This is a genomic window from Glaciecola siphonariae (assembly GCF_042652645.1).
Classification (GTDB): domain Bacteria; phylum Pseudomonadota; class Gammaproteobacteria; order Enterobacterales; family Alteromonadaceae; genus Glaciecola; species Glaciecola siphonariae.
Genome location: NZ_JBHSGU010000002.1, coordinates 1,088,564 through 1,112,154 on the forward strand (window position 1 = coordinate 1,088,564; position 23,591 = coordinate 1,112,154).

19 protein-coding genes are annotated in these 23,591 nt (G+C 46.4%); 5 read left to right on the top strand and 14 right to left on the bottom strand.

Going from position 1 to position 23,591, the window contains the following annotated elements; genetic code table 11:
* Positions 1-16: 16 nt before the first annotated feature.
* The 5 genes from ACFO4O_RS06190 to fabB all read right to left on the bottom strand — a co-directional run bounded on the left by ACFO4O_RS06190 (position 17) and on the right by fabB (position 8,203).
* Positions 17-3,490, bottom strand: coding sequence for a FimV/HubP family polar landmark protein (locus ACFO4O_RS06190; protein WP_382406550.1), 3,474 nt, complete (start codon positions 3,488-3,490; stop codon positions 17-19).
* Positions 3,491-3,568: 78 nt separating this feature from the next.
* Entirely contained in the window at positions 3,569-4,585 is a 1,017-nt protein-coding gene (locus tag ACFO4O_RS06195) for an aspartate-semialdehyde dehydrogenase (RefSeq protein WP_382406552.1), read from the bottom strand.
* Between the two features lie 44 nt (positions 4,586-4,629).
* On the bottom strand, positions 4,630-5,790 hold the full coding sequence (locus ACFO4O_RS06200) for a 4-phosphoerythronate dehydrogenase (protein ID WP_382406554.1): 1,161 nt from the start codon (positions 5,788-5,790) through the stop codon (positions 4,630-4,632).
* 166 nt (positions 5,791-5,956) lie between these two features.
* Positions 5,957-6,931 carry an alpha/beta fold hydrolase gene (locus ACFO4O_RS06205; protein WP_382406556.1) on the bottom strand — a complete coding sequence of 325 codons (975 nt, stop codon included), beginning with the start codon at positions 6,929-6,931 and terminating at the stop codon, positions 5,957-5,959.
* Between the two features lie 57 nt (positions 6,932-6,988).
* The gene (fabB, locus tag ACFO4O_RS06210; RefSeq protein WP_382406558.1) at positions 6,989-8,203 is read right to left on the bottom strand and encodes a beta-ketoacyl-ACP synthase I; all 1,215 of its coding nucleotides are present in this window, start codon (positions 8,201-8,203) and stop codon (positions 6,989-6,991) included.
* Between the two features lie 170 nt (positions 8,204-8,373).
* Here fabB and mnmC point away from each other — a divergent pair, with 170 nt between their 5' ends.
* Complete coding sequence (gene mnmC / locus ACFO4O_RS06215; protein ID WP_382406560.1) at positions 8,374-10,455, top strand: bifunctional tRNA (5-methylaminomethyl-2-thiouridine)(34)-methyltransferase MnmC2/FAD-dependent 5-carboxymethylaminomethyl-2-thiouridine(34) oxidoreductase MnmC1; 2,082 nt, start codon at positions 8,374-8,376, stop codon at positions 10,453-10,455.
* An 8-nt stretch (positions 10,456-10,463) separates the two neighbouring features.
* Here mnmC and ACFO4O_RS06220 read toward each other — a convergent pair whose 3' ends face one another.
* The 3 genes from ACFO4O_RS06220 to ACFO4O_RS06230 are packed head-to-tail and all read right to left on the bottom strand — an operon-like array spanning position 10,464 to position 12,663.
* The gene (locus ACFO4O_RS06220; RefSeq protein WP_382406562.1) at positions 10,464-11,216 is read right to left on the bottom strand and encodes a FlgO family outer membrane protein; all 753 of its coding nucleotides are present in this window, start codon (positions 11,214-11,216) and stop codon (positions 10,464-10,466) included.
* A 1-nt stretch (position 11,217) separates the two neighbouring features.
* Positions 11,218-11,964: a FlgO family outer membrane protein gene (locus ACFO4O_RS06225; protein ID WP_382406564.1), complete on the bottom strand. Its 747-nt coding sequence runs from the start codon at positions 11,962-11,964 to the stop codon at positions 11,218-11,220.
* 3 nt (positions 11,965-11,967) lie between these two features.
* Positions 11,968-12,663 (bottom strand): FlgO family outer membrane protein, encoded by a 696-nt coding sequence (locus ACFO4O_RS06230; protein WP_382406566.1) that lies wholly within the window; start codon positions 12,661-12,663, stop codon positions 11,968-11,970.
* A gap of 365 nt (positions 12,664-13,028) precedes the next feature.
* Between ACFO4O_RS06230 and ACFO4O_RS06235 the strand changes: the two genes are divergently transcribed.
* Positions 13,029-13,496, top strand: coding sequence for a DUF3291 domain-containing protein (locus ACFO4O_RS06235; protein WP_382406568.1), 468 nt, complete (start codon positions 13,029-13,031; stop codon positions 13,494-13,496).
* A gap of 146 nt (positions 13,497-13,642) precedes the next feature.
* Entirely contained in the window at positions 13,643-15,196 is a 1,554-nt protein-coding gene (locus ACFO4O_RS06240; RefSeq protein WP_382406570.1) for a leucyl aminopeptidase family protein, read from the top strand.
* 157 nt (positions 15,197-15,353) lie between these two features.
* On the opposite strand, the gene ACFO4O_RS06245 is transcribed toward ACFO4O_RS06240, so the two are convergent.
* The 3 genes from ACFO4O_RS06245 to ACFO4O_RS06255 are packed head-to-tail and all read right to left on the bottom strand — an operon-like array spanning position 15,354 to position 17,702.
* The gene (locus ACFO4O_RS06245; protein WP_382406572.1) at positions 15,354-15,731 is read right to left on the bottom strand and encodes a YfcL family protein; all 378 of its coding nucleotides are present in this window, start codon (positions 15,729-15,731) and stop codon (positions 15,354-15,356) included.
* On the bottom strand, positions 15,724-16,923 hold the full coding sequence (locus tag ACFO4O_RS06250; protein ID WP_382406574.1) for an ATP-NAD kinase family protein: 1,200 nt from the start codon (positions 16,921-16,923) through the stop codon (positions 15,724-15,726). The genes ACFO4O_RS06245 and ACFO4O_RS06250 overlap by 8 nt, the downstream gene beginning before the upstream one ends.
* 2 nt (positions 16,924-16,925) lie before the next feature.
* The gene (locus ACFO4O_RS06255; RefSeq protein WP_382406576.1) at positions 16,926-17,702 is read right to left on the bottom strand and encodes an elongation factor P hydroxylase; all 777 of its coding nucleotides are present in this window, start codon (positions 17,700-17,702) and stop codon (positions 16,926-16,928) included.
* Between the two features lie 242 nt (positions 17,703-17,944).
* On the opposite strand from ACFO4O_RS06255, the gene ACFO4O_RS06260 reads away from it, so the two are divergent.
* A complete protein-coding gene (locus tag ACFO4O_RS06260) occupies positions 17,945-18,430 on the top strand; it encodes an acyl-CoA thioesterase (RefSeq protein WP_382406578.1) in 486 nt (161 codons plus the stop codon).
* A 4-nt stretch (positions 18,431-18,434) separates the two neighbouring features.
* Positions 18,435-19,583 (top strand): retropepsin-like aspartic protease family protein, encoded by a 1,149-nt coding sequence (locus tag ACFO4O_RS06265; RefSeq protein WP_382406580.1) that lies wholly within the window; start codon positions 18,435-18,437, stop codon positions 19,581-19,583.
* 15 nt (positions 19,584-19,598) lie between these two features.
* On the opposite strand, the gene ACFO4O_RS06270 is transcribed toward ACFO4O_RS06265, so the two are convergent.
* The 3 genes from ACFO4O_RS06270 to fadR form a co-directional block, all read right to left on the bottom strand.
* Complete coding sequence (locus ACFO4O_RS06270) at positions 19,599-20,474, bottom strand: hypothetical protein (RefSeq protein ID WP_382406582.1); 876 nt, start codon at positions 20,472-20,474, stop codon at positions 19,599-19,601.
* A gap of 239 nt (positions 20,475-20,713) precedes the next feature.
* Positions 20,714-22,747, bottom strand: coding sequence for an oxidoreductase (locus ACFO4O_RS06275; protein ID WP_382406584.1), 2,034 nt, complete (start codon positions 22,745-22,747; stop codon positions 20,714-20,716).
* 54 nt (positions 22,748-22,801) lie between these two features.
* A complete protein-coding gene (fadR, locus tag ACFO4O_RS06280) occupies positions 22,802-23,512 on the bottom strand; it encodes a fatty acid metabolism transcriptional regulator FadR (protein ID WP_382406586.1) in 711 nt (236 codons plus the stop codon).
* Positions 23,513-23,591 lie beyond the last annotated feature (79 nt).

The window sequence follows — 23,591 nt, forward strand, 5'->3', positions numbered from 1 at the left end:
TTATCTCTATGCTGGTTTATTTCATTTGTGCTAAAAGCTCTTTAGCTTCAGCTATTTGCGCAGACGAGCCATTTGCAATGACTTCGTCAAGCACTTCTTTAGCAGCTTCAAAATCGTCCATATCGATGTAAACTTGTGCTAAATCTAGATTGCTCGATTGGTCTACTTCATTGCTAGACGCATCAAATTCGTCATCAGTGCCCGTAGCGTCAGCATCTGTACTTTTGCTCATGCGATCCAGTGACTTTTCAAGATTAAATTCTACGTCGTCATCTTCAAGAGGCGTTAAGGCCTCACTTTCTGACAGTAAGTCATCTACGTTAACAAATCCGTCAATCTCATCTTCATCCTTTAGAAGACTATCAATATCTAATCCTGCGTCGGTCAAATCATCCGTAGCGTCTTTTTTACTCTCCGATTCGCCGTCTGTAGCTTTTGGTTTATCTTCTGTCTCGTCACTTAAATCCACTTCATCGAAGGCGTTTAAATCGTCTTCACTCAGTTTGCCGTCATCGCTAATCTCATTGAGAAGGTCCTCAAAATCAGCGCCTTCAATATCAGCCAGTAAATCAATGTCATCATCCGACTCATTTTTATTACTGTAATTTTCTAAGTCTTTCTCAAGCTCTTCATCGCCTAGCCAATCGTCAAGTCCAGGCAGGTCGGCAAGCACGTCATCTTCATCTATGGGCGTCTCGTCAAGGGATTCGGCGCTTGTCTGAGTGTCTTCCATCGCATCGGACACATCATCAATCCCGTCCTCGTCTAAAGGTGACGCTTGCTCTGACGCTTCATGTTCTGGTTCGTGCTCTTGTTTATGTTCTTGTTCTTTCGTAGGTGCTTCTTGCTCTGTCTCTGAGCTGTCAGCTTGTGAACTTGACGCTTCGTCTTCAATCTTAGAACTAGGCGCGTCCGCATCGTCACGTCCCATATCACTGAGTGACGGAATATCATCTAATAAGGAGTCAGTGTTACTTTCAGTACTTGTTTCAGTGCTTGGCGTTTCTTGCGTATCTGCAGTGTCAGTCAGCTCACTGTCTATTTCTACTTCGTCTTCTTTGGCTGCAAACTCATTCAATAGGGCGTCTAGGTCTGCGTCCGCATCATCATCGTCACTATCGTTTTCGAGCTCAGACAAGAGCTCATTTGCCAAAGCGTCGGTATCGTCATTTGGCTCTTGTGAGGCATCGTTACTGTCTATATCATCAGATAAATCAATGCTATCGCCTTGGTCGTCTGCGCTTACGTCCTGTGCTGCGCCTTGTGCATTATCAAGGTCGTTTTCGGTAAATTGTTCGAGCAAATCATCGAGCTCTTCGCTTGCTTGCTCATCCTCAAGTTCAGATAGAATATCATCACTCAAATCTTCTACTTCCGCGCCCAATTCATCGGTTTCTTTATCTGAATCAGGTGTAGTATCAGGCTCTGATTCACTATCAGGCTGAGGTTCTAGTTCTAGTTCTAGTTCTAGCTCTGGTTCTAGCTCTGGTTCTAGCTCTGGTTCTGGCTCTGATTCAGTTTCTGCTGTGTCTGGCGCTGCCTCTTTATCGATATTTTCTGATTCGGCTTGTTCTGCATCAGAATTCTCGCTAGGAGCGTCTTGCGTATTCGCATCGGGTTGTTCGATATCGCCTTTGGCCTGCGTGTCGGGTTCGGGTTCAGATTCTGTTTCTGTTTCTACTTCCGATTCAGATGCAGGTTCAGATGTTTGCTCAGATGCAGATTCAGAAGCTGGTGGAGTCGCATCAGCAACAGGCGCTTCATCTTCCTCAGTCTCACCGGGACCATTTTCAAGCTCGTCTAATAACTCTTCTGATAATTTGTCAAATTCTTCGGTTGTTTCGTTTATAGTGTTTTCAATTTGCTCAATGGCATCCTCGTCAAGCGAAGCGCTCTCGTCCAATGGTACGCCCTCAGGCGCATCACCTGTGACAGATGCCAGCTTATTGCTTGTCTTTTCAGAGTTGCCGCTTTCGCCGTCAGCATCGTCTGTATCATCTGTATCGATAGCATCGTCTACGTCGCCTGTAGAGTCAGTTTCCTGCGTGCCTTCATCAGCGACTGCTGGCGTTTCAGCTTCGCCAGAAGGCTTCGTAGAGTCGGTATCGCCGGCGGTGCCTGCTTGCTCTGCTAAATCAGCGGCAAAGTCAGTTTCATCACCATCGTTACTTACATCAAAATCATCTAAATCGAGATCACTGGTAAGGTCTTCCACTACCTCAGTTTTCGAATCCGCTTTTGCTTCTGCAGATGCTGTCTCTTTTGGATTGAGATCAATTTCCTGATTATCAAAATCATCATCGTCAAGGCTGATGGCGTCAGTGTCAAAACTCACGTCTTCTTCAATAGTTTGCGCTTTTGCTTTATCGGTTTGCTTGTTCTTTTCGTCAGGCACAAGCATGTCGTCGGCATCATCAAAGTCATCACCGATGCCGAGTTCATCTAAGCCATCTTCTAAATCGGACGAAAGAATATCGTCACCACCCATATCTTGCTCAAGGGCAGCCATTAAATCATCGGCATCATCATCGTCATCCATTTCACCAATAACAAGTTCATCATCGACGATATCTACGGACGCTTGCTTATTGTCTGTGGAGGCCTCTTGCTTTGACGCGCTTGGTCTGCGCAGTAACCAAAACCCGATAATCGCCAGTAAACCGAGGGTAAATAATGACGACAATCCAATCGCCACCACCGGATTAGACAATATGTTTAAAAACGACTGTGCTTCTCTGTCGAGCTGGCGCTGCTCAGCCTGCTTAACTAAGTCTATAATTTCTTTTTGCAAGGCAAGTTGCTGGTCTATCTGGTCTTGCACTTCCCCCTCTACTTTACCGCGCAGATCAGATATATCAGTATTCACCTGGTCTAAGCGTTCGTACAAACGCCTGTTTTCATCAAGTAAGGCCTGCACGCTTTCAATAGAAGATGCAACTTGCTGTTTGACTTCGTCAAATTTTACCGCCTGCTGGCGATTGAGGGAATTTAACTGCTGCTGAAGTTCTTGCTTAGTACTGGCAAGGTCTTGCTGATTTACCAGCGGTACCTCAGGCTCTGTGGGCTGAGCTGCCGCTTGCGCCAGTACTTCCTCTGGCTGCACAGAATTGGGCCGGCCAAACGCGCGGTCGTCTGCTTCGGCTTTTGCGCGGGCTCGCTGTGGGTCCATGCGAGCAATAAATCGGTCGCTAGGCAACTGCAAGGTTGCACCGCTAACCATGGTATTAAAATTACCGTTTTCAAAGGCCTGTGGATTGAGCTCGTAAATTGCGAGCATGGTTTGATAGACGCTAAACGGGGAATCTTGCTTATAGCGGGTTGCAATTCGCCAGAGCGTATCGTTCTGGTCGATAGGACCATACACAACCCCAGAGAATTGCTCGGCAGAGCCGCGTGGCCCCTGCAGTTGCACTTGAGCCGATAACAGCGCAGGACTAAGCATTGACACTGTCAATACAATAGCTATCCAGTTTCTAAGCGTCGATTTCAAAACCCTGCTCTGCTCCTAAAGTACTCATAACTCAACCAATTGTCCTGTATGGCATTATCGGCAAGCTGTGTTAATTATTTACATATATTCGCTGATAAGTACTTCTGCGATTTGTACGCTATTGGTCGCTGCGCCTTTGCGAATGTTGTCAGACACCACCCACATATTTATTCCGTGTGGATGCGACACATCATTGCGGATACGTCCCACGTGCACAGCGTCATTGCCGCTTGCGCTAGAGACTTGTGTCGGAAAATCTTCGCGCTTTTCATACAGAGTTACGCCAGGGGCAGACCCTAGCAGTTGCTTTACGTGCTCAGCGTCGGTTTGTTGAGTCGTTTCAATATGAATGGCCTCGCCGTGACCAAAAAACACCGGCACCCTGACGGCAGTAGGATTAACTAAAATCGACTCATCACCTAATATTTTGCGGGTTTCCCACACCATTTTCATTTCTTCTTTGGTGTAGTCATTGTCCATAAATACGTCAATTTGAGGTATCACGTTGAACGCCATCTGGCGGCTAAACTCATCACCAGTTACTGCCTTGGCGTTGAGTAATTCTGCGGTTTGCCGTGCCAACGCTTCCATGGCCGATTTGCCTGCACCTGATACCGACTGATAGGTGGCCACATTGATACGTTCAATACCCACTGCATCATATATAGGCTTCAGCGCCACAACCATCTGGATAGTAGAGCAATTTGGATTGGCAATGATGTTGCGGTTGCGGTAATCAGCTAAAGCATAGCTATTAACCTCAGGCACAACCAAGGGGATGTCGGGCTCATATCGAAACTGTGACGTATTATCAATTACCACACAGCCCGCTTCAGCAGCAATAGGCGCAAACTTTTCTGATACGCTGCCGCCTGCCGAGAAAAAACCAAGCTGCACCTTGCTCCAATCAAACTCGTCTGCATTTAATACTTTCAGTTTTTTACCCGCAAACTCAACTTCACCACCGGCTGAACGTTCACTGGCCAGTGGATACAATGTTCCGATAGGGAATTTTCTGGCGGCCAGCACATCCATAATCGTTTGACCTACTAAGCCTGTCGCGCCCAATACGGCGACATCGTAAACATTTGACATATTGTATGTGTCCTTAATTCGTTTTTGAGGTTTATGATGAATATTTACTTGCTGTCGTTAGCCAGTTTAAACCCTAACTCACCTAATACCGATGCTGCCTTCTTGTTTTGTATAGCTATTTTAGCGGCAGGCCATTCACGACGCACATGATAGTTGCGCCGAAGCTCGGAAAACGAGTGTGATTTTGCCATGTAGCGGCGAAAAAAACTATCATCATTTTCAATATCATACATGCACTTTATGCTTTCACAGACAATAGTCTGTGTGCTTTCGCTAGCGCTAACATCATGTAGCTTTTGCGTCTGCTCAGCAGACAGCGAAAATACCGGCAAAAAATCCTCGAGAGTGAGTGTTAGAGGAAGCGATAAAAACCGACACAAATCGGCATATACCATATCTGTGCCTCTCGCCTTGCCCTCAAGTGAGTGTCCCGCCGTGTGTGCACTTGCAAATGTTATGTATGGTAGGAGTTCTCGGTCAATCTCGGGCTCATGCTCCCAGCAATCTAGGATAACCTTTGGCATACTGCTTTGGTCTTTTCGCATAAGCGCAAGCAGCGCGGCATTGTCTAGCACTTCGCCGCGACAGGCATTAATTAATATCTGCTGTGGACCCAGCGTCTCTAGCACTGATGCGTCAAACATATGTTCTGTAGGAAAATCACCGTCTTTAACAAGAGGCGTGTGCAGACTAATAATATCGGCTTTCAATACTTGAGAGAATTCTGCAGATATAAAAGCAGGGTCTCGCGTTGCCCTTGGAGGGTCATAGGCAATTACTTTTATACCTACACTTTGTAACAAGCTTTTTAAGGTGCTCCCTACATTTCCAACACCAACCACGGCAACTGTCTTGTTGCTCAATAAAAAGCCATCTCTCTGGGCAAGCACATATAAACAGGCGAGCACGTATTCAGCTACTGCGCGCGCGTTACAGCCTCCTGCTGAGTACCAGTGAATACCACGTGCCGTTAAATCGGTAAGGGAAAGATGATTAAAACCTGCGGTTGCGGTCGCAACGTAGCGTAAATTGGGCGCTTCGTTGAGTAAAGCGGCGTCCACCTTAGTGGTAGAGCGCACTAACAGGGCTTCGCAGTTTGCCAAAAGTGTATTATCGAGTGCTCCAGCGGTAAATGGCAGAGCTTGGCCTAGCCCTCTAAAATACTCCTTTGCGTACGGCATATTGTCATCGTATAAAATATTCATGTGTTCTTATTCATCAGTAGTAGCTTCATTTTTACAGATTCGCTCATGAGATTTCATTTGTTTGAATTTTACTATATTCACTTAAGCAATATTCACTTAGGCAATAGGCTCTAAAGCAATAGTCACTCAGGCAGATTGAGAAGCTTAAAACGTTACATTTGCTGTTTTAAGCAAAGCCTTTGCTGTTAATAAAATTGGCAATCAAATCGCTAACACGCCTCGGCGCCTCTAGCTGCGGATAGTGTCCCACATTGATGCCGATAGATGCTGCATCTGGCAGCAGCGCGTTAAATTGCGCAAGCATATGTTCGCCAGAGATGGGGTCGAATACGCCGTTTATAAATCCAAGCGGCGTGGAAGTGCTTTGCATACTCGCTACCCACCTATCTCTATGTAGCACCCGCTCATCTAAATAATCGAGCAATTTAGGCAGTACCGCCATGCCGTTTTTAAATTCAAGCAGGCGCCAAATAGTATCAATATCTGCTTGTGAAGGCGGTGTTTCAGGGCCAAAAATTTTGCCAAAACTGCGCCTAAGTGAGCCTTTATTCATGCACTTTACTAAAAGAGGGCCCAGCACAGAATGCAAGAGCTTTTGCGTGAGCAGCGGTCGATGAAGCTCTGCAAATAAGCCACCGTTTAGAAAACATAGAGATTCGATATCTACGCTAGCAGACTCACTGTTTTGTAGGCTCAAAAGTTGCTGCGCCACCGATACCCCATAGTCGTGAGCAACAATATGAAGCCTAGAAATCTTGAGCTTTTGACACAAATATATCGCTATCTTTGCCTGCTCTAGCACGGAATACTTATATTTAGTGGGCTTGTCGGAAATTCCAAACCCAAGCATATCAAACGCGATACAGCGATGGCTCTTGATAAAGTGCGCCCATTGATGATGCCAGTCCCAACTTGCTGACGGAAAGCCATGTAAAAACAAGATAGGTGGCTGCTTGTCTATTGATTGGCTATGTATTAAAGACAAGTCTGCATTTGAAGGTGAGCTATCGGGAGCAGAAAAGTGATGGGCTACCGGAGCACCCGAGTCCCAATACGCAATTTTATGCGAACCATACTGGAACCAGCGTGCATTATTCAAATAGGCGTCAAAAGATTCACTGAGCATGGTTTCATCTCTCATAAACCATGCTGCATTTAATGCAAACCCAGCATGGTGAGCGCAATATCATTATGCGCTTTAGCCTTGGTATTTTTGGAACACCAACGATGCATTAGTACCGCCAAATCCAAAGCTGTTAGACATCACGAGATTGAGCGCCTGTTCACGGGTTTTCGTCACAATGTCCAAGCCTTTGGCAGCTTCATCGAGTTCGTCAATATTGATTGATGGTGCAATAAAGCCATGTTCCATCATAAGCAGGCTGTAAATTGCTTCATGCACGCCAGCAGCGCCTAGCGCATGACCTGTCATAGACTTACTGGCGCTTATGGCGGGGCTATTATCCCCAAATAAGCTTTGGATTGCTTCAAGTTCTTTTACATCACCCACGGGTGTAGATGTGCCATGGGTGTTCAAATAATCAAGCGGTGCATCAATGCCTTGAAGTGCTTGTTTCATGCATCGTATCGCGCCCTCACCCGAAGGTGCAACCATGTCGTAACCGTCGGAGGTTGCACCATAGCCTACCAATTCGCCGTAGATTTTAGCGCCGCGTTTAAGCGCATGTTCAAGCTCTTCCACCACCACCATGCCGCCGCCCCCGGCACTAACAAAGCCGTCGCGATTGGCATCATAAGTGCGCGAGGCCACCGCGGGATTTTCGTTGTACTTAGTAGAAAGCGCGCCCATAGCGTCGAACTGACTCGATAAGGCCCAGTGAAGCTCTTCGCCACCACCGGCAAAAATCATATCTTGCTTACCAAGCTGTATCATTTCCCAAGCGTTACCAATACAGTGCGCACTGGTTGCACAAGCCGATGAAATTGAATAATTAACGCCTTTGATTTTGAAAGGGGTCGCTAAGCAAGCAGATACTGTGCTGCCCATACAGCGGGTAACCATGTAAGGCCCCACTCTGCGGACCCCTTTGTTTCTCAGGGTATCAGCGGACACAACCTGATTGTCTGAAGATGCCCCGCCAGACCCAGCAATAATGCCCACGCGCTCACTCGAGTATTGGGACTCTTCGAGGCCGGCATCAGCAATCGCCTGCTCCATTGATAAATAAGCATAACTTGCAGCATCTCCCATAAAGCGCAGTGCCTTGCGGTCAATATGTTCTTTTAAGTCAATTTGCGGGTTACCCCACACATGACTACGCATGCCCATCTCGGCAAACTGCTCAGAATACCGAATACCTGATTTGCCCTCACGCAACGAGTCTAAGACTTCCTGTGCATTATTGCCGATACTAGATACGATCCCCAGACCAGTGATCACTGCTCGCTTCATATTTCACCTTTAAATTAAACCTGTTGCTCGTCTGTGCGAGGCTTTATACTCAGCCCACGCGCAAGCACGCTTTATCGAGAAAGTGGTTATACTGGCATATAACCCATTACAAATTAAGCGCTGATTGTTAATCATTCATTAAATCTTTACAAATATTCTAAAGAAGCTGTATGAAATTACACCACGCCAAACTCTCGTTTAATCAAAATGGAACGCCATGCTCAGACGCCTTTGACGACGTTTATTATTCTAAAGATGATGGCCTTGCAGAGAGCCGTTTTGTATTTATAGATGGCAATGATTTAATGCAGCAGTGGCAAAACTGGCCTAATACCCGCTTTTGCATTGGCGAGACCGGCTTTGGCACCGGTCTAAATTTCATGCTGACGTGCAGGCTTTTTGAGCAATTTTTAAGCGACCACCCAAATGCTCCCCTGCAACATCTGCATTTTGTTAGCCTTGAAAAATACCCCATTGAAAAGCGCATGCTCGAAGCGATACATCAACAGTGGCCAGACTTGCACTCAATAAGCAAGGCCTTAATAGACCAGTATCCCCCTGCGCTTGAGGGCATTCACCGCAGCCTTTATACATTTAACACCGCCCATCACATTACGCTTGATTTAGTGCTCGATGATGTGATGAGCGGCATAGCTCAGGTTCCTCGTGATGAAGCGGGCTTGGTGAACGCTTGGTATTTAGATGGCTTTGCCCCTAGCAAGAATCAAAGCATGTGGCACGACGATGTATACAAGCAAATGGCATATTTAAGCGCACCTAATGCCACGCTTGCGACCTTTACTGCGGCTGGCGCGGTAAAACGTGGACTGCTTGCTGCTGGTTTTTCAGTGCATAAAATCAAAGGGTTTGGACGCAAGCGCGAGATGATTAAGGCTGTATTTTCAAGCGCCAACCAAGACCTGAAAAAACCTTCAAACACAATACCTGCACAGGCGCCATATTTTAACCGACACCAGCAAGCTAGCTATCCTAAAGACGCCCACATTGCCGTGGTGGGTGCGGGTATTGCCGGCGCTATGTTAGCCCTGCGACTAGTTGAACAAGGTAAGCGAGTAAGCCTTATTTGCAAAGATAAAGAACCCGCTCAGGGTGCGTCAGGAAATCCGGTCGGCGGATTTTACCCACAACTTAATGCCGAGGCTGGTATTAACAGTCAGTTTTTTGTACATGCTTTTTTATACGCTAGGCGCTTTTATGACAGTTTGCTGGCAAAAGGCATCCATTTTGACCATCACTGGTGCGGCGTTTTACAACTGGCTTTTAATGATAATACGCAGCTTCGTTTAGATAAAATGCAACAGCGCGAACTGTGGCCTGATGAGCTTGCACAAGTGATTAACGCGCAACAAGCCTCTGCTATTGCCGGTGTACCGCTGATTCAAAATGCCTTACATATAGGCCTTGGCGGCTGGATTGCGCCTATTAGTTTAGTTAAGGCCTGTTTAGCCCATGCAGAAAAAACCCAGCGCTTGAGACTGCGTTATGAACACACATTGTCTGCTTATAAAAGCCTAGAAGATGAAAAAAGCGGGGTTGAGCTTACTTTACAAATGGCCTCTGGCGAGACTCACAAAATGCATGCAGACGCACTTGTTATGGCTGCAGGAGCAGACACCGATTCGCTTTGCCAACACAAACTGCCCATGCGCCTGACTCGCGGTCAGGTTGAGGCCATGCCTGCCCATAGCGTGACCAAAAACTTAAAAGCCGTGTTATGCCACAAAGGTTACTTCACACCCGCGGTTAACGGACACCACGCCTTAGGCTCGAGCTATGTGAAAGATGATATGAACACTGAACATAGGCAAGCTGAAGTGAGCAGCAATATTCAGATGCATAAAAAAGCCATGAAAATGTCGGCCTGGGTAGATGCTTTAGAACAACAAGAAAAAACCAACATTAGCGGCCGAGCAGCCATTCGATGCAGCACCCCCGACCATTTACCGATGGTAGGCGCCCTACCCGATATAGACAGGCAACGTGTTGAGCTTGCTGATTTGTACAAAGCCTTACCGCTTAGTCACTATGCACAGGGCAGCAAACATCAGCACGTGTTTGTGCTAAGCGGCTTAGGCTCACGCGGGATTACCACTGCTCCGATTTTAGTCGACACACTGGTTGCTCAGATTTGCCAGCAACCATTGCCGCTTAGCATTAAGCTACTTGATGCACTAAGCCCTAATCGCTTTTTAGTACGAGAGCTTATTCGTCAACAGCCTTCATCTGATTAACATAGGCCTTAACGAAGCACATAGCCTGTGCTGGCCGCTTGCGCAACAAAACTAGGAATAAGCATTGTTGCTGATGAAACCACTTGGTTAGTCGATACCGAAATAATACGAGCATTTACAAATACGCCGTTTGCCCGCTCAATCAAGGTGCCAGACAGCACGTGATCCATCACTTTGTTTTTACTTAAGCGCATAACATCGCGAGAAAAGGCTATATCGCCTCTAGCGCTTACTTCTAGCGCCGGCATCAGTTTATGGTCAACAACAGGCAAGCCTAACTGCTGCATTTCACTGATAAGATATTCTGCCAGTTGGTTCCCCAGCACAGTAGTGTTTTGTAAGCTTTCATCTAGCTTCACAAATGAGCTTATTCCCACGCGTGACTGCGCGCTCAAGCCATAACGATTTTTCATCAAATCCATCGCCAATTGAGCGGCATAATCCTCTATTGATTTATAGGTAAATCGCGGACGAAAGGACTCTAGCTGATGATAGGCAGACATAGCGTGCATATCGGCGGTGCCGGTGGTGACATCTAAATGTTCATTGCCCGAGGCATAATCGCTGGCATCTATTTGATTATACTGTTCACCGGTCATAGCCATCTCTGGCGGAATGCCACCCGCGGCATTTTGCTGTTCGCGCATCAAATCTGCAATGGTTTGCGGCGGCGTGTAACCCGACATAAGCAGTTTACCGGCCGCGCACCCCGTTAGCAGCACTACCGTAACGCAGGCGAAGGCAGTCTTAACTATGTTCATACTATTCTCCCTGAATGATGCGAACACCATCAACAATCTCGTTCTGACGACTTGATTCACTGGGTAATAAAGCTTCAACAACGTAAAACGGAATAAAGCTTTGGGCGCTTGCAACCACCACCTTAGACTCCATGCCCAGCATTCTTGCATTTACAATAAAACCACCTTGATGCTTGGTCATTGTGCCGGTAAGCACATACTGAATGGGCGTACTGTTGTTCAGGTCTAAGAAGTCTCGAGATAGCACATAGTCGCCGGTCTCAGTGACGCGAATAAACTGCGTCGCTTTAAATTCAACCACAGGCATTCTGAACTTATGAAATTCGTGCACAAACGACTCTGCCATTTGCTGGCCAAGCAGGTTTGTTTCTCGTAGGTCACTGTCAATGAGAGAAAAATGCGTAATGGCAACAGGTGTGCGTTCGGTCACATATTCCATATTTCCCACTAAGTCTTGCGCCATGTTGCGAACGTAATGCCCTACATGACGAGTGAGCGGCAAGCTTTTGAATGCCCCCGGCGTGCTGCCAATCATCACTGGCTTTTCCATCGAACCAAATGCATCGATACCGCCGTTATTGGCGTTTGGTAAGGGCTGGTTAGCTTGAGCGGGCACGTCAACAATAGCAGAACTGAGTTGGGCGTTTTGCTCTGGTTCGGGCGTTTTACCGCTTATATGATGCATTCCCGGGATGCTTGAGCATCCGGCAATAACAAGGCAGCCTAATAAAGTGCTAAACAATTTCATGGACTAATCTCCAGAAGGTAAATAAGGTTGTGTAGGGTGACTGCTACGGTAGAGCATACCGTTGCGCATAGTGACTTGCTCTTGTTGCCAAAATAACTCGGCGGGGAAAAACTTTGTGGCTGCTGCAATCACATCTTTGTTACGCACGTTAATAATTCGTGCATTGACCATCGCACCGTTTTGTTGTTCGGTGATGGTGCCGGTGATGTAGTAATCAATCGCTTGAATCGCGCGCAAATGCTCTACATTACGTGAAAGTGCGCGTTCAGAATCGCTGCCCATGATTATCGTGTTAGTGGCTTTGTAGTCTTGCGCGATGAAACCGCGACGCACCACTTCGGTCGTTAAGCCCTGCTCTAGCTGATGGCCCAACAGCATTAAAGGACCTTGTTGTGATAAGTCTTGCTGCATAGTTGCCACTGGCACAAAACCTACCACCGCATAGCGGTACTGTCGGTCTGCGGTGAGGTTAGCAAATAACTCTTGCGCTAATTGATGAGTATAAAGCTCAGCGTTGCCCAAAGCAGCCGGCCATGCTTGACTTGCTCGCGCAGGTTTTTGTACTTGAGCCGAATTATTGGCGCAACCGCTGAGGCCCAATAGCACCAACATACTGAGCATACACAGTACAAAAGCCGCCGCACTGGTCATAGAATTTCGCATAATTATTGCCGCTTTCAGTCTTAAATGAGTATCCATGGTCACGGCTTTGCAAAAATGATTCCAAAATGTCGAATGGCTTGAGTGATTAATTTATAAGGTGTTAAAAGCCGCGTATTGCTTATGCTGACCAAGCGGATAAACGCGTTTGCGAGCATGTTCAATTAGGAAAGCACGATGTAAATCAACATGCGAGCGGCAAAATACCTGCTATATTTTCGCATGGCGTCACCGCATGAGGCGGACAGGTTTTGCCGCTTTTGTGCATACATGAGTTTACGCTTCTCGTTTTTTCAGCACACACCGTGTTAATGCAGTGACTTGACGACATTATTGTTTGATTGCATTCTCGTTGCAATATTATTCCACCGTCTTAAATCAATAAAACATCAAGGATGTGACACATGAAGTACCAACTTGCCCAAGTAAATATAGCCCGCTTCAAAGTGCCCGCAGAAGACCCAGTTAATGCAGATTTTGTGAATAACCTCGACCGCATCAACGCCATCGCCGAAGCGCAAGATGGATTTGTGTGGCGCTTTAAAGGAGCAGGCAATAATGCGCTTGACATACAACCCTTTAAAGACCCTAACATGGCCATAAACATGTCGGTTTGGCAGGATATGGACAGCCTAATGAGTTTTGTCTACCGCAATGTTGAACACAGAACGATTATGCGCAGACGCAAAGAGTGGTTTGATAAACTAGACATCTACATGGTGCTTTGGTGGATTGAGCAAGGAACCCTACCCACCACACAAGATGCATTAGACAAGCTGGCGCATTTAACAGAGCACGGTCCTAGCCAACACGCATTTACTTTTGCCAAGCCCTTCGATGCGCCCAGCGCATCATCAAAAAATACGATGTAGCATGATAAGTTAAACAATATGTTATCTGTGAACAAAACTATCTACACTTCTGTTTGGAAATCAACTACAAAGCGGCCATCACTCACAAAGTGCTTAGCCGCGCACCTCTTAAACGTGTTATATGTATTTAACGTAAGGAACCCAAAATGAAAATGACTGCAAAAGTAATGATTTTGCTCATTAGTGCTGTATTTGCGCTGTCGGTTAATGCCAAGGTATCTATCAGTTTTTCACAGAGCGCAACATTGGAAGCTAAGACTGGGGTGGTCTTTGTCGACGATACGGCAAGCCTCAGCGGTGAAGCAGCAAACATAGATAGTAAGAGCGAAGGTAGACTTAGTCAGCTCATTGCGCTTAATGACTTTACCGGAGATTTCGGAAAAACCCTTCACGTCCAGCTCATAGCCGGTTTTGACAACCTATTACTCGTCGGCGTCAATACGGACGAAGCCTTAAGCGCCGCTAAATTACAAAATCTTGGCGGCATTATTGCGAGTGCCTTAGATTCAAGTAAAACAGATACAGCGGCAACAATATATGTCCCGAACATTGACGCTGACGGAACGCTTGTTAGTGCACATATCGCCTACGGCTTTGACTTAAAACACTACAACTTTAATCGCTACAAGGCTGACAAAAAAGATGTCACCGCGACGCTGCAGTTTGTGAGCGCTGATGCAAGCGACAGCCGTAGCCTTTACGAGGGCGACCTTCAATATCTGGCCGACGGCGTTCACCTCACGCGCGACTTGGCATCAGAGCCGGGTAAAAGCATCTATCCACAGGCTTTTGTTGAGCGTGTTAGACCACTTTTCAAAGGCGTCAAAAACATCGACATTGACGTGCTCGATGTGAGAGATATGCAAAAGAACAACATGGGCGCGCTGTTGGGCGTTGGCCAAGGTTCTATTCATGATCCACGCATGCTCGTAATCAGCTACAGCGGTGCCAATAAGGGCGACGCCCCTATTGTGCTAGCCGGGAAAGGCATTACATTTGATACTGGCGGGATCAGTCTCAAAGGCAATAATGGCATGTGGGCGATGAAATCAGATTTAGCCGGTGCAGCCGCAGTTGCCGGAACATTGTACGCAATTGCTAAACGAGGTGAGAATGTAAACGTGGTAGGTGTGATGCCGCTGGCAGAAAATATGCCGGCCGAAGATGCTATTCGCCCAGGCGATGTACTCAACACGATGCAAGGCACCAGCATTGAAATTATAAGTACCGATGCCGAAGGCCGTCTCATCCTTGCCGATGCAGTTTATTATGCACAAGAAACCTTTAATCCTAAGCTTCTGTTAAACATTGCTACGCTTACAGGCTCAGCAGGGCGCGCATTATCGGATGAATATGCCGCAGTTATCACGCGAGACTTCTCTCTGTCCGAGCAAATGATGCAGATAGGTGAACAAAGCGGTGAGCTGGTTTGGCCCTTACCGCTGCACCCCAATCATTTTGAGCAAATAGAGTCGGATATTGCCGATATTAAGAACTCAGGCGCGGGCAATCCTGGTGCAAGCATTGGCGCTGCCGTTGTGGGTACATTTGTGAAGGATGACTTGCCTTGGGTGCATTTGGATATTGCCGGGGTAGACTGGTTGTCTGCCGATATTGATGTAGCACCAAAAGGAAGTCAGGGATGGGGTGTACGCTTCATGGACCAGCTAGTACGCAGTCAAATAGCGAGCGAAAAGTAGATTTTATTGTACTAAGTTTAATTAAATTAAGTTAAATTACGATGCGTCCTATTAAGCGCTATAGGACGCAATATTTCAGACTGTCTTTTGTTTTTTTACCTTGTACGTCGCACCGTTAAGATTGACCATGATATTGACCATAATAGTGACCAACAAACTACTTAAAAAGTGAGTTGAGCATCGCCACTACGCCTTTTGCATCAGATTCACTTAGCTCTTGATTATCAATGGCTTTTTGTATGTCGGCGCTAAGCAAATGGCGAAACGTATTAGCAAATGTCGTCATGTCTTCAAGTGCTTCTGCATCTTTTGCACTCATTGAGCTTGGCTCATCGCCATCTGGTGCTAACTCAGCCGTCGAATCGGCCGAATGCTGGGCATGTGAGAGGGCTTTCGATAGCTTTGCTGCAACCACAGAAAAGTGCCCATGAATATAACTCGACTCAAATAGTAACTGCTCATCGTCTTTCTCGATAAAGCTATCTAGGTAGGCCTCTTTAGCATCTAGGTAATCGTTTTGCTGTGTATTAAACATCCTCTCCTCTTACAAAGTATAAGACTTTGTCTTTAAACCCGGTAATGATAGATATTGGCCCACTGAGCTGGGCATCAAGCTCGCCATCGCCTGTATCGGCAATAAGTCCTTTTTGACCAAGCGCGTTTAGCTTGGTTTTAGTGGCAACAATATGAATATTTTCTCTGCCTAATTGGCGAATAAACTCGGCGGACAGCTGCTGATTGCCTCTGCCAAAAATATGTCCCTGTCCGCCAATCAGCGTAATAATGAGCCTAACGCGCTGCCCTTGTGTGAGTTCGAGTAATTGCTTGGCATTTACGTCCTGTGTCACAACTTCCATATTTTTCACAATATCGACCCCAAGCAGCGTGTTGTCTAAGCCGTTCGCCTGCATTATCGCGTCAACGGTGCTGCCTGAGCCCATTACAAACAAACATTCTGGGTCATCTTCCATCATATCCGTGACGTGAGCGGCAATATCGTTAAGCACCAACTCGTCTGATTCCTTTCCGCCGGCCTTTACTGCTTGGATATAATTGAGGGCTTCTGGCACCTGCATTTCACCAAAATAACGCGCAATCACCTCGCCTTTGCGAAAGCGAGATTCGTCTATGTCTTTTACCTCAGCGTCTATTAAGCTCACCAACTCACCGCGTATTACTTGCGACAGCACTTTGCCCGCGCTTCGAGGCGTAATGGCATATACACCTGAATGAATCTTGCACCCCGCGGGCACACCTAACACAGGAATTTTGTTCCCTACGGCGGAATATACGTTTCTGGCGGTACCATCGCCACCAGCAAATAAAATGATATCAACCTTGTGTTCTATAAGCTTAAGGGCAAGCTGCAGCGTATCATCTTGTTCGGTTTGTGCCGCATTTGGTGCATATACACACTTTGTGCTAAAGCCCATGCTGAGCGACAGTGACTCGCCCATATCGCCTGATGCAGTATAAATGACGATATCATTTTTTAAGGCGCTGACTTGCTCAAGCGCACGCTTGGTTTTTGTTCCGGCAAGCTGCTCAGCCCCCATCGCAAGCGCCTTTTCTCGAATCTCTTTGCCATCGCTTCCCTTAAGAGCCAACGCACCACCTATGCCAGCATAAGGGTTGATTATTAAGCCCAGCTTAAAACGTCTTTGGCGATAGTCTGCCCCATCGCCAGGGGCTTTTTCTTTAGTTGCCACTTCGCTTACTTTAGCCATGTTTACAGACATAAATTGCGCATATTATGCGTGGATTGCTGACTACGGGTGAGTGTCATCGACTCGTTTGATTTAGCAAGCATCGATAAATTAGGTAAGCCGCCTTTATCGTTTTGCTCGGCTTTCTCGGCGTTCTCGGCTTTCTCGGCTTTCTCGCCGTTATAGTGAGCGTTAAGAATATCTAAAAACCTCTGTGCCCGCGGCATAAAACCGCGCTGCTGATAATCGCAGAGCTGCTGATAAACCGCGTTAGCAAAGCTGGTACAGTCATGATCAGGCAGGCTCAGGTTGTCATTGCTCACTTTAAATGGCTTATTACAGGCAAGCGAAAAGGCCCATTCAATTGCCTGAGGTTTAATTTCAGCTTGTTCAAAGGCTTTTTGTTGTTCAAGGCTGCGGCCATCAGGGGCATACCAATAGCCGTAATCAACCTGCCTACGTCTTGTCTTGCCGGCAATACACCAATGCGCTATTTCATGTAAGGCGCTGGCGAAGTAATCGCAAGTAAAAAAGATTTTATTGCCGCTGGGCAAATCGCTGAGAGCGCCGCCCAAATAACGCAGTGTATTTTCTTGAGCAAGCTGTTGATGTGCAAAATAATGGTGGGGCGCAGCGTCATAAGGCAAATAAATAGGCTCACTCGCCTGCGCGATTAAATAACTACGTTCACTGACCGGTAGCTCATCTGAAGCAAACTCAGCATTAAAAAGTGCTACCAGGGTGTCGGCGGCGTCAGAAAAAACACTTGGGCTAGTGTCCGAAGTTTGGTTATATTGCATATATGAGGTACTTGGGTCTCAATAAATTTGTGTTTAGTTGCTTTAGAAACTAAATAAGCGCTTTGGCAATTTGCGGCTGACAATTTGCAACTAACAATTTTCAACTAACAATGTGCAGCACTAAGTAGCATGCACAAATATGCCTTGGTCATTTTGCGGCACATTATAACTGAAATTAGATTAAATTAAGAGCCTAAGGCAACACTCGGTCATTTAATGCCATTTAACAACAAAGAGCGACTATGCTAGAAAATATTCAGTGCGCAAACGAGCAAAATCATTGGCAAGAGCTCGACTGGAAACATACCAAGCCTTTTATCATGCAATGGCATGTGCACAGCGACGATATAGACCATTACAAACACGCTAATAATGTTGCCTACATCAGGCAGCTAGAAAAGCTGGCGTGGGCACATTCAAATGCCCTCGGTTTACGGTTTGAAGATTACGAGACGCTCGATAGAGCAATGGTGATTCAGCATCATAACCTTTACTACCATGCCCCATCTTTTAAAGATGAGACGATTGCATGTGCCACGTGGATCAGCAAGTGCGACAAGCGATTTAGGCTTCAGCGTGAATTCCAGTTTATTTCAGTCCACTCACAAAAAACGGTATTTTCTGGTTTGACGGATTTTGTTTGCGTAAAACTTTCCAGCGGTGCACCAAAACCCATGCCCCAATCCTTTATTGATATTTACGGCGCGCACGCCATTAACGAAACATAGCTAAATGAAAAGCTTGCTGATATGGCTACTTATTGCGTCTTTGAGCCTCAACGCATATCTGCTTTGGGTTGATAGTCACGACACCAAAGAAAAGCTCAATACACGCATGGAAGGTCAAAGGAGCGATGAGCCAGTCTCAAGCGTCGTCAGCGCTAATGACTACACACTAGAAGAACTGCCAAATACTAACAATACTGATGGTGGTTTGGAGCAAAACGCTGCGCAAAATGTTAGCCCGCCGCCAGAGGGTATTACAATGGCATTTTTACAATCGCTCAAAAAAGCACAAAAATATGAGAGCCTAGCCTTTTATGTTCGCGGCTACCTGCGCGAGCACCCTCAAGATATTGACGCGCTTATGCTAGAGGCACACGCATATTATTATACCCAGCCTCTAAGCGTAGCCTTGGTAAACTATTATGGACTGCGCGACGCGCTCATTTCAGATGCGCAACTAGCCGAAATAAATAAGATCATAGACGTTAACACTACCCGCATTATCCAGCAGTTTAGTGGTGATGGGAGTTGGGATTTACTGGCAAATTTTTTAGAGCCGCTGGTTCAGGTAGACCCTTTAAATAGACGGTATCTAATCGCATTGGCAAAAGCCTACGGCATGCAACAGCAAACCGTACTGATGGAAAATGTGCTCGCATCTTTACTACCTAATGACCCAAGAGCTATGCGTCTACGAGAGAGTATTTATCAGTCGGCAAACAATGAGACTAGCATCACTGAAGATGTATTTGATGTGAGCGAGCAAACGCTTGAAGGAGAAGTGCCGCTTATCGCAAGACGCGGTCAATTTTATACGCAAGTTGAAATTGCCGCCGTAAAAGCTGAACTGCTTGTAGATACCGGTGCCAGCACTACCGCCATTGCCGAGAGCATATTCAATCAAATTGACATTAAAGACACCTCATACCTAGGTACCTTTAATGTGCAGACCGCTGGTGGCAAGGTGTCGAGCCCGCTGTATAGAATCACCGAACTCTCCCTCGGCGACCAAAGCCTTAAAAATATAGCAGTGATGGTGCTAAGCACTGAAAATATGCAAAACTTCGACGGACTTTTAGGTATGAATGTGATTCAGCACTTCAACGTTACCCTCGACCAAGCCACGGGCAACATGCGCATGTATAAGAGCAAATGACCGTGGCAACAGCAATTAAGGATGAGGTGTTAACATGCACATGCCAAAGCATGAGGAATCGCCGGCTCGCGTTATACCGCTATCGTACCTGTATGTTCTTACAAAGGTAAAGGAAGAGGAAGAAAAAACGGCTACCGTTGTGCCGCTGCCGTTCGGACCCCAACGATTATAAGCATTACGGTGCAACCTATTCCACCTACCTGCACTACCTCCGCCATGAAGTGCTTGTAATGAGTCTTCAGTTACGGTTATTACCTCAACAACCTCTTCCTCATCCTCAGGTTCATCAGTTGATAAAATCTCTTTAACTAACTCCTCGCCTTCATTATTTGTTCTTCTTGAAGCCGCCAAGTCTAATTGATTATTTATGCGAACAAACTTAATGAGTAACTGATAAAAATCGGCAGTATCTACTCCGATGTCTTGCGCAGCAAGTTCGAAATTATGCTGGGAAAGTAAAGAAAGTTCATCGTTAACGGCATCAGGGATTTCAGTAGAGCTATCGCTTAAAAAATGATATTTAATCATCGCCGGATGACTAGTAATATCAATGAATCCATCTAACGAGCGAAACATACTCGCTCCGCTTGCCGCAGCTTGCAGCATCGCGTACTGCGCTTTATTTACTCCGAGCATTTTCATCTTGCTTTTGGCTAGACTGTTAATTAAATCTCGCTTAAGACTTTCTTGCTCTGCATTTTCTGGATGGTTTGTGTTTTGTGAAGTGGTGTTTTTCAGGTAGCCAATTGGTAGAGCGTTGCTCTGAACGGCACTATTTTGAACGGTGCTGCCTTGCGGGTCCAGCAATGCATTCGCAGACATTGCCGTAAGTAGAAGTGAGGAGCTAATTAGTGCGGTGCTTGCCAGTATAATGCTGTGTTTCTTTTTCATATGATGTCCTTATTGCTAGAAATGTATTTGCATTACGTCAATAAAAGCGTAGGCCACAAAGGATATTCTGACAAGTTTATGTGCAGGTGCCTCATACCTTGCGGCCGAGGTACAATAAATATCTTGAACAATGTGTGCATAAACAGCTATGTCTAAGACTAAGAAACTGCAAGAGCACGCAGTAATTACCTACTCTTTTGCACCTGCATATTTTTGCGCTCTCACTTTGGCGGCGAGACTTATAGTCTCGCTGCCAATTTAGTGCCCTGATCAATAGCGCGCTTGGCGTCGAGCTCAGCGGCCACGTCTGCACCGCCGATGAGATGATGATTGGTTTTAAGTCCTTCTGCTAAGGTTTTTAACGGCAACTGGCCGGCGCAAACCACAACGTTGTCTACATTTAGCACTTGAGGCTCGTCATTGACTCGAATATGCAGGCCGTCATCGTCGACTTTCACATATTCAACCCCGCCCATCATTTTGACGCCTTTCATCATCAAACCTGCGCGATGTGCCCAACCTGTAGTTTTACCAAGCCCAGAGCCCACTTTGGTGGTTTTGCGCTGTAGCAAGAATATCTCTCTAGGAGACGGCTCCGGCAAGGCCTGAACGCCCTCAACACCGCCTCTTGCTGTAAACTCCATATCGATGCCCCACTCCTTCATAAAAGCGGGGATATTGGTAGAGGTTGAGACTTTGCCGTGGGACAAAAATTCTGAGGTATCAAAACCAATTCCGCCAGCGCCTATAATAGCAACGCGTTTACCCACGGGCTTTTTATGTTTAATCACATCTATATAGCTAAGCACTTTTGGATGGTCTATGCCCGGGATATCAGGCTTTCTGGGTTCAATACCGGTGGCAATGATAACTTCATCAAAGCCCATATCGTCGAGCATTTTTGCGTCTACGCGTGTGTTTAACTCAATCTTCACGCCATGCAAATTGAGCATGACTTGAAAGTAACGAATGGTTTCGTAGAACTCTTCTTTACCCGGAATTTGTTTAGCAATATTAAATTGCCCACCCAGCTCACTGTCGGCATCAAACAAAGTAACCTTGTGACCTCGAGCGGCTGCAGTGCTGGCCGCAGCAAGTCCAGCGGGACCACCTCCAACCACCGCAATCTTTTTGATGTCGGTTGCGGGGGTGATCTCAAGCTCAGTCTCATGACAAGCTCTAGGGTTAACCAAGCAGCTCGTCATTTTGCCGTCAAACACGTGATCTAAACATGCTTGATTGCATCCTATGCAGGTATTGATATGACTGGCCTGATTGTTTTTTGCTTTATTAACAAATTCAGCGTCGGCTAGAAATGGTCGCGCCATCGACACCATATCGGCATCGCCGCGAGCCAGCACCTCTTCAGCCACCTCTGGCGTGTTAATGCGATTTGACGTGATAACAGGAATATTGAGTGCTTTGCGAAACTTAGCCGTTACCCAAGTAAATGCAGCTCTTGGCACTTTTGTCGCGATAGTTGGGATGCGCGCTTCATGCCAGCCTATTCCTGTGTTGATAATCGTAGCACCCGCTTTTTCGATGCGCAGGCCTAGTTCAAGAACTTCATCATAGGTGCTGCCGCCCTCCACTAAATCTAGCATCGACAAACGGTAGATAATAATGAAGTGCTCGCCAACGGCCTCTCTTACTCGACGCACAACTTCTATCGGAAGCTTGATACGATTTTCATATTCCCCGCCCCATTCATCTTTGCGCTGATTGGTGCGCTGGGCAATAAATTGATTAAGAAAATAGCCCTCTGAACCCATAATCTCAACGCCGTCGTAACCAGCTTTTTTGGCTTGCAGGGCAGTAAAAACGAAGTCATTGATTTGCTTCTCAATTTCTTCGCCGCTGAGTTCTTTTGGCGTAAACGGATTAATTGGCGCCTGAATCGCCGAGGGTGCCACTAAGTTTTTATTATAGGCGTAGCGGCCGGTATGCAAAATTTGCATGCAGATTTTTGTATCATATTGATGCACAGCATCGGTGACTTCTCTGTGATGGGCAACCGCTTCATCTGAATCCAGAAGATGCGTATTGGCATGAGTTGCGCCCTCATCATTTGGGCCAATACCACCGGTTACAATCATCGCTACACCGCCTTTAGCCCTTTCTGCCAAAAACGCCTTCATGCGCGTATGACCGTTAGGCACTTCTTCCAAACCTGTGTGCATAGAGCCCATGATGATGCGATTAGTTAAGGTCGTAAATCCTAGGTCGAGTGGACGAAAAATATGAGGATAAGGCGTATCGACAACAGCTTGCATGAATAACCTCTGATAATGTGATTGGCGAATGAAACTAGCGCAATTGAGGACGCGCTAGTCTACTAAATTGTTTGGCATGTCTTTGCGAAACTCACTCCACAGCTTGCCGCTTTCAACACCGTATTTACGCACTACTGAAACAACGCGATCAGGCTCGTCGTTATCAAGTACGCTTAACAATTGCTCATAGTATTTAATGGCGGCTTGGCGCGCCGCTTGTTCGGAGAAAAACAAAGAGCCTAAGCGCGCATAAATAGTCTTAAAACCATTCATCATCAGCACATATACCGGGTTGTTTGAGGCAAAGGCTAAATCGTGATGCATCTGGTAGTCATGATGGGCAAACTCAACGCCGTCTTCGGGCACCGATTTGTAACGCTCAATGATATCTCGGCTTTTTTCTGGGTTTTGTCTAAACGCGCCCCTAATAAATACCGCACTTAAGTTGGTGCGGGCAGAGAGTAGGTTATCTAGTAAGGCCGGCTGGCCTTCTTGGTCTAAACGCGCCAACGTTTCTAGAATATTCAGACCGCAGGTTTCCCAATAATTATTTACTTTGGTAGGTTTGCCGTGCTGAATGGTTAACCATCCATCTCTGGCAAGGCGCTGCAATACTTCTCTTAAAGTGGTTCGCGTCACGCCAATGAGTTCGGAGAGCTCGCGTTCGGCTGGCAATATTGTGCCTGGAGGAAATCGCCCGCTCCAAATAGACTCTACGATATACTCTTCGGCGAACCCGGCAGGACTCTGAGACTTGTAAATCATGCTCGCTCTGCAATCTGTTAACGAAAATTTAACTGATTGTACCAGATGATTTGCACAAGAAAAGCTTTTAAGCACGACA

Coding starts and splice junctions, on each gene's coding strand:
- ACFO4O_RS06200 (WP_382406554.1), bottom strand. CDS start 5,790: ATGAATATTTTATACGATGACAATATGCCGTACGCAAAGGAGTATTTT.
- fabB (WP_382406558.1), bottom strand. CDS start 8,203: ATGAAGCGAGCAGTGATCACTGGTCTGGGGATCGTATCTAGTATCGGC.
- ACFO4O_RS06275 (WP_382406584.1), bottom strand. CDS start 22,747: ATGCAAGCTGTTGTCGATACGCCTTATCCTCATATTTTTCGTCCACTC.
- ACFO4O_RS06235 (WP_382406568.1), top strand. CDS start 13,029: ATGAAGTACCAACTTGCCCAAGTAAATATAGCCCGCTTCAAAGTGCCC.
- ACFO4O_RS06265 (WP_382406580.1), top strand. CDS start 18,435: ATGAAAAGCTTGCTGATATGGCTACTTATTGCGTCTTTGAGCCTCAAC.
- fadR (WP_382406586.1), bottom strand. CDS start 23,512: ATGATTTACAAGTCTCAGAGTCCTGCCGGGTTCGCCGAAGAGTATATC.
- ACFO4O_RS06195 (WP_382406552.1), bottom strand. CDS start 4,585: ATGTCAAATGTTTACGATGTCGCCGTATTGGGCGCGACAGGCTTAGTA.
- ACFO4O_RS06205 (WP_382406556.1), bottom strand. CDS start 6,931: ATGAGAGATGAAACCATGCTCAGTGAATCTTTTGACGCCTATTTGAAT.
- ACFO4O_RS06270 (WP_382406582.1), bottom strand. CDS start 20,474: ATGAAAAAGAAACACAGCATTATACTGGCAAGCACCGCACTAATTAGC.
- ACFO4O_RS06220 (WP_382406562.1), bottom strand. CDS start 11,216: ATGAACATAGTTAAGACTGCCTTCGCCTGCGTTACGGTAGTGCTGCTA.
- ACFO4O_RS06240 (WP_382406570.1), top strand. CDS start 13,643: ATGAAAATGACTGCAAAAGTAATGATTTTGCTCATTAGTGCTGTATTT.
- ACFO4O_RS06225 (WP_382406564.1), bottom strand. CDS start 11,964: ATGAAATTGTTTAGCACTTTATTAGGCTGCCTTGTTATTGCCGGATGC.
- ACFO4O_RS06250 (WP_382406574.1), bottom strand. CDS start 16,923: ATGGCTAAAGTAAGCGAAGTGGCAACTAAAGAAAAAGCCCCTGGCGAT.
- ACFO4O_RS06255 (WP_382406576.1), bottom strand. CDS start 17,702: ATGCAATATAACCAAACTTCGGACACTAGCCCAAGTGTTTTTTCTGAC.
- ACFO4O_RS06230 (WP_382406566.1), bottom strand. CDS start 12,663: ATGGATACTCATTTAAGACTGAAAGCGGCAATAATTATGCGAAATTCT.
- ACFO4O_RS06260 (WP_382406578.1), top strand. CDS start 17,945: ATGCTAGAAAATATTCAGTGCGCAAACGAGCAAAATCATTGGCAAGAG.
- mnmC (WP_382406560.1), top strand. CDS start 8,374: ATGAAATTACACCACGCCAAACTCTCGTTTAATCAAAATGGAACGCCA.
- ACFO4O_RS06245 (WP_382406572.1), bottom strand. CDS start 15,731: ATGTTTAATACACAGCAAAACGATTACCTAGATGCTAAAGAGGCCTAC.